Raw genomic sequence first — 12877 nt, 5'->3', positions numbered from 1 at the left:
AAATATAGCCCCCTTATCATGTTTAGGTAAGGGGGCTATAATTTATTCAGCTGCTGGGTTAATTGAATCGTTTGCCGCAGCTTTTGTTTTTGATTTTTGGTACATCACATTTAAAATAATCGTTTGAATGGTGAGTAAAAGTCCACTTGTCATCCAATATAAAGGAAGAGCAGCGGGAGCATTAATTGATAGAAACAGCATCATGACTGGGAAAATCATGCCCATGATTTTTGCTTGTTTCAGTGCAGCTTCTGTTTGGGTGCCTGATTGCTTTGCGAATTTTTGTGTGACATAAAATTGCAAGAAATACATGGCCCCTGCAAAGATTGCCACCAAAAGATCAGTTTGTCCTAAGTTAAACCATAAGAACGAATGCGTTGCGATCTCAGGTGTTGAGCGAATTGCCGAGTAAAAGCCAAGAACAATTGGAATTTGAATCAGCATCGGCAGACAGCCCATTGCCAGCGGGTTCACATTGTTGTCTTTATATACTTTCATCATTTCCATTTGCAGTTCTTTTTGTTTTTCAGGTTCTTTCGTTTTTTTCAATTTGCTTTGTATTTGGTCAATCTGAGGTTTAACGAGTGCCATTTTCTCTTGCATCACTCTCTGCTTTTTAAATTGGTTTGCAAAAAGCGGGAAAATAAGCAGCCGGACAATCAATGTCACGAACATAATGGATAAACCGTAGTCATCATGGAAAAAGTTCGCAAGCCAGATAATCAACTCAGAAAAAGGCTGAACAAAATAATGATGGAAAAACCCATCAGAGCTTGTATTTGTTTGCGCACTCGCAGCAAATGCCGGTGACGCTACCATCATCAAAAATAAAGTCGTACAAATAGTCAATAAACGTTTCAATTCGTTTCCTCCTCAATAATAAAATCTAATAAGAGAGAGGAAGCGAATGGTCTTCATCATCATTTGATGATCTTTTCATTCGAATGACTTTACTAATCCAAGTTGTAATGCGATCATATATGATAAACAGAAAGTCTGTTCGATTCAAACAAGATGCGTCCAACTCTTCTAAACGATGTCCTCCGAGGTGCTCGTTCATTCGGCAGTCTTTTAATAAGAAAGCAATACCGATGGCGGTCAGCGCTGGAAGAATAATCGTAAAGAATTCAACAAGGAAAAAGACTTCATTGAATGTATCAATAATCATGATTATCACATCCATTTCATTACTCACAGTGTACTATACACATTGTTAAATGTCTAACTGAACCATTCGTTTCCTCTATTAAATAAAATACTTAATTTAACTAAAATGGTAATTGTCATCCAAACTTCATAGTTCTTCTCTTATAATGAAGTGGAATAGAAGAAATGGAGGTTTTGAAATATGACAAGTATTTACCCTAAATTTCGAGCAGCTGCGGTACAAGCAGCACCCATCTATTTAAATTTGGAGGCAACAGTTGAGAAGTCATGTAAAATGATTGACGAGGCAGCTTCAAATGGTGCAAAGCTTGTGGCATTCCCAGAGGCATTTTTGCCTGGTTATCCTTGGTTTGCTTTTATTGGTCATCCAGAATATACAAGAAAGTTCTATCATGAATTGTATAAAAATGCAGTGGAAATCCCCAGCTTAGCCATTCAAAAAATAAGTGAGGCAGCAAAAAGAAATAAAACGTACGTTTGCATATCATGCAGTGAAAAAGATGGTGGCTCTCTCTATTTAGCTCAACTTTGGTTTAATCCAAATGGGGATTTAATAGGAAAACACCGAAAAATGAGAGCTTCTGTAGCAGAAAGACTAATCTGGGGTGATGGAAGCGGAAGTATGATGCCGGTTTTTCAAACGGAGATTGGAAATCTTGGTGGGTTGATGTGTTGGGAGCATCAAGTGCCGTTAGACCTTATGGCGATGAATGCCCAAAATGAGCAGGTACATGTTGCATCCTGGCCAGGTTATTTTGATGATGAGATTTCAAGTCGATATTATGCCATCGCGACACAGACATTTGTGCTAATGACTTCATCTATATATACTGAGGAAATGAAAGAGATGATTTGTTTAACACAGGAGCAAAGAGATTACTTTGAGACATTTAAGAGTGGGCATACGTGCATTTACGGTCCAGATGGAGAACCGATCAGTGATATGGTTCCAGCTGAAACAGAGGGGATTGCTTATGCTGAAATTGATGTGGAAAGAGTAATTGATTTTAAATATTATATTGATCCAGCTGGACACTACTCTAATCAAAGTTTGAGTATGAATTTTAATCAACAGCCCTCGCCGGTTGTTAAACATTTCTATCAGAGTAAACATGAAGTGTTAACCTATGAGGATATTCAATATCAAAATAGTATCATTGAAGAAAAAGTTTAAATGATTGTGGAGCCTTCTCTTTTTTAGGAGAAGGTTTTTTTGAGGAAAGGTGAATCAAATCAATGTATAATTGAGGATAAATGTAATCTACAATGATTGATTCAATCTGAACCGATTAAAAATATAAGTAGACAAGAAAATGGGGTTATTCCAATGTCAAATATTATTTTTCATATAGACATGAATGCTTTTTATGCCAATGTAGAAATGGCGTATGACCCTTCTCTGAGAGGGAAACCATTAGCCATTAGCGGAAATGCAAAAGAGCGCAAAGGGATTGTTGTGACCTGCAGCTACGAGGCAAGAGCACTCGGTGTGAAGCCCCCGATGCCACTCTGGGAAGCGAAGCGGCTTTGTCCGGGACTGATTGTGCGTACACCCAACTTCGACCGGTACCGCAGCTCCTCACAAGAAATGTTTACCATACTAAGAGAATATAGTGACTTAGTTGAACCCGTTTCAATTGATGAAGGCTATATTGATTTAACCAATACCCCTTATGCGGAGCATGCCGTGAAAACCGCTCATGATATTCAAACGAGGCTAGTAGAAGAGCTCATGCTTCCTTCTAGCATTGGCATTGCACCAAATAAATTTCTAGCTAAGATGGCGTCTAATTGGAAAAAGCCAATGGGCATTACCATTTTGCGTAAACGAGATGTCCCGAGAATGCTCTGGCCGCTCCCGGCAGGTGACATGCATGGGGTTGGACAGAAAACGGCAGATAAGCTGAAAACCATCGGAATTCATACAATTGAAGATTTAGCGAAAGCGAATGAATATGCGCTGAAAGAGTTATTAGGCATCAATGGACCGAGGTTAAAGCAAAAGGCAAACGGAGAGCATGACGGGATTGTAGATCCAGAAAGAATATACGAATTTAAATCTGTCGGCAATTCTTCCACTCTTCCTCACGATTCTGATGATACAGATGAACTGGTCTCATTAATAGAGAAACTGTCGCAATCGGTGAGTGCCAGATTACGAAGAAAAGAAGTGATGGCGAATCGGCTGCTCATTATGATTCGTTATGCAAGCTGGAAAAATATCACACGGAGCGTCACACTCACGAATCCAACTGATCGAAAGGAAGATCTATTTGAGGCGGCAAAGCAGCTATTCCTAAAGCATTGGAATGACCAGCCAGTAAGACTTTTAGGTGTGACGGGGACCGATCTTGTGGAACGAAAATCAGCCGTCAAGCAGCTTGATTTATTCTCTTATACAGAAGATGCAAAAGACGAACCGCTCCAATCTCTTTTAGACGGATTGAAAGAAAAATACGGTAAACCACTCATTCAAAGAGGGGTGACCATTAAGGAAAAAGAGAGCAAAACAAGTGGTACAAGTTTTAATAAAGACTTTTTTCAGGACGAAAGAGGAAATGACTAGCCTGAAAACTTGATAAAAGAGGTGATGTTGTGGTAATTTCAAAGGGTACATCATTTCAGCAGTAATCAATATAGTGTGTTAGAAGGGACGTCAGAATTATGTCAAAACAACAAATCGGTGTCGTTGGACTAGCCGTTATGGGGAAAAACCTTGCCCTAAATATTGAAAGCCGCGGTTTCTCCGTGTCCGTTTATAACAGATCTAGCAGCAAAACAGAAGAATTTCTTCAAGAATCACAAGGGAAAAACGTTGTAGGCACATACAGCATTGAAGAATTTGTTCAATCGCTTGAAACGCCGCGTAAAATTCTTTTAATGGTAAAAGCGGGTGCAGCAACAGATGCAACCATTCAATCATTACTTCCTCACCTAGAGAAAGGTGACATTTTAATTGATGGTGGAAATACATATTACAAGGATACACAAAGACGTAACCAAGAGCTTGCGGAAAGTGGTATTCACTTCATTGGAACAGGTGTTTCTGGCGGTGAAGAAGGCGCACTTAAAGGTCCTTCTATCATGCCTGGCGGTCAAAAAGAAGCGCACGAGCTAGTGAAACCAATTTTAGAAGCCATCTCTGCGAAAGTAGATGGTGAGCCTTGTACAACGTATATCGGTCCAGATGGAGCAGGACATTATGTCAAAATGGTTCATAACGGTATCGAGTACGGAGACATGCAATTGATCTCTGAATCATACTTTATCTTGAAGCATGTCGCTGGTTTATCAGCAGGGGAGCTTCATGAAGTATTCTCAGAGTGGAATAAAGGCGAACTTGACAGCTACTTAATCGAAATCACAGCTGACATTTTCACAAAAGTGGATGAGGAAACGAACCAGCCACTAGTAGATGTCATCTTAGATAAAGCCGGCCAAAAAGGAACTGGAAAATGGACAAGCCAAAGCTCACTTGATTTAGGTGTCCCGCTTCCAATCATTACGGAATCTGTTTTCGCACGTTTTATTTCTGCGATGAAAGATGAGCGTGTGGAAGCAAGTCAATTAATTCAAGGGCCTGAGCCAACTCAATCAGCTGAAGATAAACAAGCATTAATCGAAGCTGTTAGAAAAGCTCTCTTCATGAGTAAAATCTGCTCATATGCACAAGGTTTTGCGCAAATGAAAGCAGCGTCTGAAGAGTATAACTGGGATTTGAAATACGGTGAAATTGCGATGATCTTCCGTGGTGGATGTATCATTCGTGCAGCCTTCCTGCAGCAAATCAAAGAAGCTTATGACCGTAACCCTGAATTGAAAAACCTATTGCTTGATCCTTACTTCAAGGATATCGTAGAAAGCTATCAATCATCACTTCGTAAAGTGATTTCACTTGCAGTAGAACAAGGTGTTCCTGTTCCTTCATTCTCAAGTGCACTTGCTTACTTTGATAGCTATCGTACAGCTGTCCTTCCAGCTAACTTAATTCAAGCACAGCGTGACTACTTCGGCGCACATACGTATGAGCGCACAGATAAAGAAGGCGTCTTCCATACTGAATGGATGAAATAAGTATAAAACCTCAAAAGACCTTACCTTGGTAAGGTCTTTTTTGTGTTTACATCTATTCGGCTAAAAATCCGAAAAAGAGGGATGCTAAGTAAAAAAGAACAGAAAGTAGGGATAGAAGTGGGCATTTTATATGCACTTCTCCCAGCGATATTTTGGGGAAGTATTGTTCTCATCAGTGTCAAACTTGGCGGGAATGCCTATCAGCAAACACTCGGCATTACCCTCGGCGCTTTTTTGTTTTCAATCGGCGCCTATTTGATCAAAATGCCGGAACTGACACCGCTTATTTTTGCGGTTTCCGTTATCTCTGGGATCTTTTGGAGTATAGGGCAAATGAATCAGCTTTCAAGTGTCGCCTTTCTAGGGGTGTCAAAGGCTGTTCCTTTATCAACGGGTATGCAGCTTGTGAGCACGACATTATTTGGTGTCATCGTCTTCAAAGAATGGCAAACCATGACGGTCATACTTATTGGTTCTTGTGCTATTTTATTTATTATTGCTGGTGTTGTCATGACATCACTGGGTCAAAAAAAGAGTGGCGGGAACGAAGGCGGCAATTTTAAAAAGGGAATCATCATTTTGCTCATCTCAACCGTAGGCTACGTCGGATATGTTGTCATTTTAAGATGGTTTCATATAGATGGCTGGTCTGCGCTCGTTCCGCAATCTGTCGGCATGCTGCTTTCATCGTTAGCGATCAGTCTAAAGCAAGACCCATTTAGCAAATATACATTCAGAAATATCATTGCTGGTCTTGTGTGGTCGACAGGAAATCTAGGGCTTCTCTTGGCGATTCCGCTCATTGGCGTAGCAGTAAGTTTTTCCATGTCTCAAACAGGAATTGTCATCTCGACTTTAGGCGGTATTTATTTATTAAAAGAGAAAGCATCTAAAACAAGCTTTGTTATTGCAGGCTGCTTGATGATTATCGCAGGTGGTGTGCTGCTAGGTTTTACAAAATAGGAGGTTAAACGAATGTATCCAGATTTGGAAGAAAAAACAGTTCTCATCACAGGAGCAGGTACAGGGATAGGTCAGGCGATGGCGCGCCGGTTTGGACAAGAAAAAGCCAATGTAGTGATCAATTATTTCTCCGATAAAGAAAACCCGGACGACACGATTGCTGAGATTCAAAAAAGTGGCGGACAGGCTGTCAAAATTCAAGGGGATGTATCAAAAGAAGAGGATATGAAGGCGATGATTGATCAAGCTGTTGATACATATGGCAGTCTTGATGTCATGATCAATAATGCAGGAATAGAAAATGAAGTTCCTTCAACTGAAATGACGCTAGATAATTGGAACAAAGTGATGTCTACCAATTTAACAGGTATGTTTTTAGGCTGCCGTGATGCATTAAAATATATGACAGAACATGGGATCGAGGGGTCGATTATTAATATGTCGTCGGTCCATCAGCAAATTCCGTGGCCTCATTTTGTCCATTATGCAGCAAGTAAAGGAGGCGCCAAGCTTTTGACAGAAACGCTGGCACTAGAATATGCCCCTAAAAAAATTCGCGTAAACAGTATTGCACCAGGTGCAATTGATACCCCCATCAATGCCGAAAAATTTGATGATCCAGCATTGAAAAAGGGCGTCATTGAGCTGATACCAATTGGCTATATCGGAAAGCCTGAAGAAGTGGCAGCATGTGCTGTCTGGCTTGCATCAAAAGAGGCGAGCTATGTGACAGGGTTGACGTTATATGTAGACGGCGGTATGACCAAGTACCCGGGATTCCAAGCAGGAAAAGGATAATCGTGCATATGTTGATCACGGGCTGGGCTCAGAGGATAACACAACATCAAATTATGATCTAGTATGTTGTCATGCTAGTGAAAAGCGTGAGCATAAACATTGCACACGCTTTTATCCATTTATTCGCCTTTTTCAAATATGGCTTCTTTGTTCTTCACGATGATGCCTACTTTCGTTTTGATACGAGGAACGCCATCTTTTTGAAGATAATCATATAAAATGGGTTCTATTTCATTGATATCTGTACGAAGTATTTTAGGTGATAACTTCTCGATAAATGGATCGTTTTTAACTGCTAGAGAGTTCGCCATTGTATCGAGTGCAATTAAACTGAAAGGTCTTCCTTTGTTTAGCCAAGATTTCATTCTGAGCCATGTTGGAAAGCATGCTGATGCCAACCTGCCCCAACTGTCGTTAAAAGAGGAGCAATGAGACTCCATCCAATCAAGTATGTGATGTGAACGGAAACGATATAGGCTGGAGAGAGCCATCATTGGCAATTCCTTTTCACTTACACATTTCAATTGATCAAAAATACGTCTCATTCCTTCCTCGGCTGGTAAACTACTGGCTGCTGCCCAAGAAAGCGGATGAAAAAATTTATCGGCATCATTCTCCCAAAGCTCTCTTACCCAATCCGAAGCTGCAGTACCTAAAACATCAGCTGCGATCTCCAGCATTCTTGATTTGACTTCATGATTTTCCGTTCCATAAAATCTAGCTTTCACAGACATCAACATTTTTTGTGTATCGTGTTTTTTCAGGGCATTGATGACATCGTATTGAAGAAACCATCTTGTGATTGAGAAATCTAATAAAGACTCCAAATCATGTTGAACCGCTTGTAATGTGGGTATTTTCTCTTCTGCTGTGACCAATACATCTTCTTCTGGCTGACAAGCCTCTCCGTCTTCTTCATAAAAATCATCGTGCAATAAAAATTTCTTTGGAGAGTGGATGATCGCTAAGTGATACCATTCAATTGGACGTAAAGAATAGGTTAAGAGCCGCCTGTGACAATCATTGCATAATCGATAAGGCTGAGCTGGTTCATCAGAAATTTTTACAACATCAATCTTGTTTCTTTTACAGGCTTCACACAAATGAGTGACTGCCATGATATCCACTCCTTTTGATTGCAAAGATATGAATAGATTCGAAAAGTAGCAGCAAAAGACGTTTACCTATCCATCAAATTGAGTGGGAATAGAATCTGTTTCCATCTCTGGGCAGTTACTTCTCATGATTTATGGGATGAAAAATTGGGTTTTTGAATGAGCTAAGTCATTAGCACTTATTTTAACAAAGTTCTCAAAGACTGTCTTCTGAAGAAGAAGCTACTTTATGGTTCATTCGGAGAGTATTTTTTAAAAGAAAAGGGGTCTCGTTCATATCTGGATGAGATCTTTTTTGTTCTGAAAGCTTGTTGTGAGTATTGATACGGTCATTTTTAAAATAAAATACAGACATATATAATTAAATGTCTAGACATTTAAAAATAAAAATATATAATATTAACTGGAAGCGCTTTTATTACAACAATGGGGTGAGAGAAATGAAACGTATTTTATTAGCATGCAGTTCAGGTATGTCTACGAGTTTACTAGTCACAAAGATGAAGGCACATGCTGAGTCTATAGGGGAAGAAGCAGAGATTTGGGCAGTCGGACAAGACCAAGCGAGAAAAGAAATGGCACATGCCGATGTTGTATTAATTGGACCGCAAATGAGCTTTTTAAAAGGGGATCTTCAAAAAGAAGCTCAAAAATATGGGATTGAAGTAGAGGTCATCGATATGCAGGCGTATGGGCTAGCAGATGGACAAAAAGCGTATGAACAAGCGGTTTCATTGATGGGGGAATCTTAAAGGATGGAAAAGAAAACACTCGAAGGACTCACGGAAGAACAAATCAGTTTTCAATTGATCTTACACAGCGGAAATGCACGAAGCAAATTGCTTCAATCTCTTAAACAATTTAGAGAAGGTCATGAAACAGTAGCATCTGACCTTCTCAAAGAAGCGGAAGATGATTTGCGGAATGCACATGATATCCATTTTCAAATGGTACAGCAAGAGGCAAGCGGAGAAACGATTTCATTCTCCTTGCTGCTCATGCATGCCGAAGATCATTTCATGTCAACGATGACGATAAAAGAGCTTGTGGGAGAGCTCTTACCGATATTGCAATCACTGAAACAATAAAGGGTGTAAACAAGGGGGGAAACCAATGTTTGATAAAATAAGTGCGATTTTGGTTCCGATTGCTGGGAGATTGAACAACAATCGCTATCTAGGGGTATTAAGGGATGCCTTTATGCTTGCGTTCCCATTAACGATTTTTGGTTCCATCATGGTCGTATTAATGAATCTGCCATTTTTAGATAAGATCATGAGTCAAACAGCACTGGAAGGTGTTCAGTCTGCACTGAATATTGCACCTAGTGCGACCATCAGCATTATGAGTGTGTTTGTTGTATTTGGGATTGGTTACTATTTATCGAAAAGCTATGATGTGGAAGCTGTCTTTGGCGGTGTGATCGCTTTAGCCTCTTTTCTGCTCCTTACGCCATTTTTACTAGAACAAGAGGGCGGTGCATCCATTGCAGGCGTCATCCCAGTCGATCGTTTGGGCGCAAAGGGAATGTTCCTTGGAATGATCACAGGCTTTTTGTCTGCTGAAATTTATCGCTATTTTGTCCAAAAGAAATTTGTCATCAATATGCCGCAAGGGGTTCCGCCAGCTGTTTCTAAGTCTTTTGCTGCACTCATCCCGGCTACTTTGACACTCACAACCTTTTTACTGATCAATATCATCATTACACAAGGGTTCAAAACCAACATGCATGACTTGATTTACAATGCGATTCAGGCGCCGCTTGTCGGACTTGGAAGCGGTATCATTCCAACCTTGATCGCTATTTTCTTTATACAAATTCTTTGGTTCTTTGGGCTCCACGGCCAAATTATTATCAACTCTGTCATGGACCCAATTTGGAATACATTGTCCATTCAAAATCTAGAAAGCTACACAAAAACAGGTGAGGTTCCGAACATCATCAGCAAGCAGTTTATCGAAATCTATACAGTGGGTATGGGTGGAACCGGTATGACGCTAGCTGTTGTGTTTACGATTTTAATTTTTCTTAAAAGTAAGCAATTGAAACAAGTAGCAAAGCTCGGCTTAGGACCAGGTTTATTTAACGTCAATGAACCCATTATCTTCGGTTTACCGATTGTGATGAACCCGCTTATTCTCATTCCATGGATTTTGGCGCCAATGGTGATTACTTGTATTTCTTATTTTGCGATGGCCGCAGGTATTGTGCCGCCTCCGACAGGCGTGAATATTCCATGGACAGTACCGATCTTTATTAGCGGAGTCATGGCAACAAATTCATTAGCGGGCGGTCTGCTTCAGCTGTTTAATTTAATGATTGTGTTTGTCATTTGGTTCCCGTTCCTAAAATTTATTGATCGTATGAATGTGAAAAATGAAAAAATAGTCACGACAGAAAAAACGAAACAAACAAACATCAAAGGTGAAGGAGACTCAATACATGTCGATGGAAACTAACAGTCAATCATATACATTTCCAGAAGGTTTCTGGTGGGGATCTTCTGCCTCTGCTACGCAAACAGAAGGCAGTTATCCAGGAGATGGAAAGGGACCGAACATTTGGGATCACTGGTTTGAAAAAGAGCCGACTCGTTTTTTTCAGGGCGTCGGTCCAGGTGTGACCTCGCAATTTTATCGTAAATACAAAGAGGATATCCGACTCATGAAGGAGATTGGGCACAACTCGTTTCGTCTATCTATTTCATGGTCACGCCTTTTACCTGAGGGAAAAGGGGCTGTTAATGAAGAAGCTGTGGCTTTTTACAATGATGTGATCAATGAACTGATAGCGAGTGACATTGAACCTTTTGTGAACTTGTATCATTTTGATATGCCAATGGCGCTTCAGGAGACGGGAGGATGGGTAAACAGGCAGGTCGTAGACGATTATGTCAGCTATGCGACATTGTGTTTTCAGCTATTTGGCGACCGGGTGAAAAAATGGTTTACCCATAACGAGCCGATTGTTCCTGTAGAGGGTGGATATATGTATAGCTTCCATTATCCGAACGAAGTTGATTTCCAAAAGGCAGTGCAAGTTGGATTTCATGAGATTTTATCAAATGCTAAGGCCATTGCGGCTTATAAAGAGATGAAGCAGGATGGGAAAATAGGCATTATCCTCAACCTTACTCCTTCGTATCCGCGAAGCCAGAATCCGCGGGATGTCGAAGCAGCTGAGATGGCTGACGCCTTCTTTAACCGGTCCTTCCTAGATCCAGCTGTGAAAGGACATTTCCCTGAAAAGCTAGTGGACGTGTTAAAGAAAGAAGGATTGATGCCGGCTATGGAGGAAGGAGACCTTGAACTCATTCAAGAGAACACGATCGACCTTCTCGGCATCAACTATTATCAGCCAAGAAGAGTGAAAGCAAAGGAACATATGCCTCACCCTGATGCACCATTTATGCCAGACCATTATTTCGATTCTTTTGAAATGCCGGGCAGAAAAATGAATGTGTACCGCGGCTGGGAAATCTATGAAAAGGGTATTTACGATATATTGAAAAAAGTCCAGACAGACTATGGGAATATTGAATGCTTTATTTCTGAAAATGGAATGGGTGTCGAAGGAGAAGAGCGGTTTCAGGATGAAGAAGGAATGATTCATGACGATTACCGCATTGATTTTATTTCTGAGCATCTTAAATGGGTGCATCAAGCCATTCAAGAAGGAAGTCATGTAAAAGGCTATCATCTGTGGACGTTTATGGATAATTGGTCATGGTCGAATGCCTATAAAAATCGCTATGGATTTGTCTCAGTGGACCTTGAGAAAGACGGGAAACGTACCATCAAAAAAAGTGGCTACTGGTTTCAATCGGTTTCAGAGAATAATGGTTTCTAATCAAGATACTTGCTCTTTCCTTGAAAAGGGCAAGTATTTTTCTTATGTAAAGATGAAAGGATTGAAATGAAAGTGGCTCGAACCTTTTAAGCGCACTAGGCTTAGTGTAGAATGAGAGGAAGGCTAGAAAGCGCTATGATAGGATATGAAAAAACAAGTCAGTTGGTGGTGTGAGATGACAAAGTACGAACTCATTTCAGAAGAAATTAGAAAAAGAATAGGAACAGCATATTATCCAGAAGATCAACCCATTCCAGATGAAAACTCGCTTGCCGCTGAATTTAAATGCAGCAGAATGACGATGAAGCGTGCGCTTGATCTTTTAGTGGCGGAAGGTCTGCTCTTTAGAAAAAGAGGTCATGGCACATTTATTGTGAAGGCAGCGCTAAATCAAGGTGCGATCAACGTATCAGGTCATGAAAATAAAGGGTTCACGAAAGTGATGGCAGATAAAAACGTGACGAGCCAAATCATTCGCTTTGATGTGCATTTTCCAAGTGAAGAGGTGGCAGCTCATTTATCCATTGACTCAAGCACACCCGTCTATGACATTATTCGGCTCCGTTTGGTGGAAGAAGAGCCATATGTATTAGAAAAAACCTTTATGCCTGTCAATGTCATTAAGGGAATAGATGAAGAGGTTTTATTGGGGTCTATCTATAGCTACATTACAAACACACTTCATTTAAAAGTGGCAGGAGCGCACAAAAAAATTAGAGCGGCTAAATCAGATCAGCTTGATCAGCAATATTTAGGCTGTGACCCTACGGATCCGGTGCTAGAAGTGGAGCAGGTGGCTTATTTAAACACAGGCCGGCCGTTTGAATATTCCTTTAGCCATCATCGCTATGATAAATTTGATTTTTCAACGGTTGAAATTACGAAAACACGACTTTAAAAAAAGAGCAGA

General features: G+C 40.5%; 13 protein-coding genes. 10 read left to right on the top strand and 3 right to left on the bottom strand.

The window, feature by feature from the left end; genetic code table 11:
• Positions 1-42 precede the first annotated feature (42 nt).
• Positions 43-861, bottom strand: a complete 819-nt coding sequence (locus tag MHI41_RS11035; protein WP_007501121.1) for a membrane protein insertase YidC — start codon at positions 859-861, stop codon at positions 43-45.
• A gap of 25 nt (positions 862-886) precedes the next feature.
• A complete protein-coding gene (locus tag MHI41_RS11030; RefSeq protein ID WP_008342247.1) occupies positions 887-1168 on the bottom strand; it encodes a hypothetical protein in 282 nt (93 codons plus the stop codon).
• A gap of 180 nt (positions 1169-1348) precedes the next feature.
• Between MHI41_RS11030 and MHI41_RS11025 the strand changes: the two genes are divergently transcribed.
• From MHI41_RS11025 to MHI41_RS11005, 5 genes are all read left to right on the top strand, one after another.
• Positions 1349-2341 (top strand): carbon-nitrogen hydrolase family protein, encoded by a 993-nt coding sequence (locus tag MHI41_RS11025; RefSeq protein ID WP_342494195.1) that lies wholly within the window; start codon positions 1349-1351, stop codon positions 2339-2341.
• A gap of 147 nt (positions 2342-2488) precedes the next feature.
• A complete protein-coding gene (locus MHI41_RS11020; RefSeq protein ID WP_282833939.1) occupies positions 2489-3733 on the top strand; it encodes a DNA polymerase IV in 1245 nt (414 codons plus the stop codon).
• A 98-nt stretch (positions 3734-3831) separates the two neighbouring features.
• Complete coding sequence (gndA, locus tag MHI41_RS11015) at positions 3832-5241, top strand: NADP-dependent phosphogluconate dehydrogenase (RefSeq protein ID WP_008342251.1); 1410 nt, start codon at positions 3832-3834, stop codon at positions 5239-5241.
• A gap of 117 nt (positions 5242-5358) precedes the next feature.
• Positions 5359-6204 carry a GRP family sugar transporter gene (locus MHI41_RS11010; RefSeq protein ID WP_024718904.1) on the top strand — a complete coding sequence of 282 codons (846 nt, stop codon included), beginning with the start codon at positions 5359-5361 and terminating at the stop codon, positions 6202-6204.
• Positions 6205-6216: 12 nt separating this feature from the next.
• Positions 6217-7002, top strand: a complete 786-nt coding sequence (locus MHI41_RS11005) for an SDR family oxidoreductase (RefSeq protein WP_342494194.1) — start codon at positions 6217-6219, stop codon at positions 7000-7002.
• A 119-nt stretch (positions 7003-7121) separates the two neighbouring features.
• Here MHI41_RS11005 and MHI41_RS11000 read toward each other — a convergent pair whose 3' ends face one another.
• Entirely contained in the window at positions 7122-8120 is a 999-nt protein-coding gene (locus MHI41_RS11000; RefSeq protein ID WP_342494193.1) for a hypothetical protein, read from the bottom strand.
• 437 nt (positions 8121-8557) lie between these two features.
• Between MHI41_RS11000 and MHI41_RS10995 the strand changes: the two genes are divergently transcribed.
• The 5 genes from MHI41_RS10995 (at position 8558) to MHI41_RS10975 (ending at position 12865) form a co-directional block, all read left to right on the top strand.
• Complete coding sequence (locus MHI41_RS10995) at positions 8558-8869, top strand: PTS sugar transporter subunit IIB (RefSeq protein WP_008342261.1); 312 nt, start codon at positions 8558-8560, stop codon at positions 8867-8869.
• Positions 8870-8872: 3 nt separating this feature from the next.
• On the top strand, positions 8873-9205 hold the full coding sequence (locus MHI41_RS10990) for a PTS lactose/cellobiose transporter subunit IIA (protein ID WP_017357943.1): 333 nt from the start codon (positions 8873-8875) through the stop codon (positions 9203-9205).
• 25 nt (positions 9206-9230) lie between these two features.
• Entirely contained in the window at positions 9231-10577 is a 1347-nt protein-coding gene (celB, locus tag MHI41_RS10985) for a PTS cellobiose transporter subunit IIC (protein WP_007501108.1), read from the top strand.
• Positions 10561-11967 carry a glycoside hydrolase family 1 protein gene (locus MHI41_RS10980; RefSeq protein WP_342494192.1) on the top strand — a complete coding sequence of 469 codons (1407 nt, stop codon included), beginning with the start codon at positions 10561-10563 and terminating at the stop codon, positions 11965-11967. Before celB ends, MHI41_RS10980 begins: the two co-directional genes overlap by 17 nt.
• 175 nt (positions 11968-12142) lie before the next feature.
• Positions 12143-12865, top strand: a complete 723-nt coding sequence (locus tag MHI41_RS10975; protein ID WP_017357941.1) for a GntR family transcriptional regulator — start codon at positions 12143-12145, stop codon at positions 12863-12865.
• Positions 12866-12877: the final 12 nt, after the last annotated feature.

Source organism: Bacillus sp. FSL M7-0307 (assembly GCF_038627835.1).
GTDB lineage: Bacteria > Bacillota > Bacilli > Bacillales > Bacillaceae > Bacillus > Bacillus altitudinis.
This window is presented reverse-complemented; position numbering and strand designations above follow the sequence as displayed.

What these genes read in the sequence shown, in the direction of transcription:
- MHI41_RS10995 (WP_008342261.1), top strand. Translation starts at nt 8,558, where the DNA reads ATGAAACGTATTTTATTAGCATGCAGTTCAGGTATGTCTACGAGTTTA.
- MHI41_RS10990 (WP_017357943.1), top strand. Translation starts at nt 8,873, where the DNA reads ATGGAAAAGAAAACACTCGAAGGACTCACGGAAGAACAAATCAGTTTT.
- MHI41_RS10975 (WP_017357941.1), top strand. Translation starts at nt 12,143, where the DNA reads ATGACAAAGTACGAACTCATTTCAGAAGAAATTAGAAAAAGAATAGGA.
- MHI41_RS10980 (WP_342494192.1), top strand. Translation starts at nt 10,561, where the DNA reads ATGTCGATGGAAACTAACAGTCAATCATATACATTTCCAGAAGGTTTC.
- celB (WP_007501108.1), top strand. Translation starts at nt 9,231, where the DNA reads ATGTTTGATAAAATAAGTGCGATTTTGGTTCCGATTGCTGGGAGATTG.
- gndA (WP_008342251.1), top strand. Translation starts at nt 3,832, where the DNA reads ATGTCAAAACAACAAATCGGTGTCGTTGGACTAGCCGTTATGGGGAAA.
- MHI41_RS11030 (WP_008342247.1), bottom strand. Translation starts at nt 1,168, where the DNA reads ATGATTATTGATACATTCAATGAAGTCTTTTTCCTTGTTGAATTCTTT.
- MHI41_RS11000 (WP_342494193.1), bottom strand. Translation starts at nt 8,120, where the DNA reads ATGGCAGTCACTCATTTGTGTGAAGCCTGTAAAAGAAACAAGATTGAT.
- MHI41_RS11005 (WP_342494194.1), top strand. Translation starts at nt 6,217, where the DNA reads ATGTATCCAGATTTGGAAGAAAAAACAGTTCTCATCACAGGAGCAGGT.
- MHI41_RS11025 (WP_342494195.1), top strand. Translation starts at nt 1,349, where the DNA reads ATGACAAGTATTTACCCTAAATTTCGAGCAGCTGCGGTACAAGCAGCA.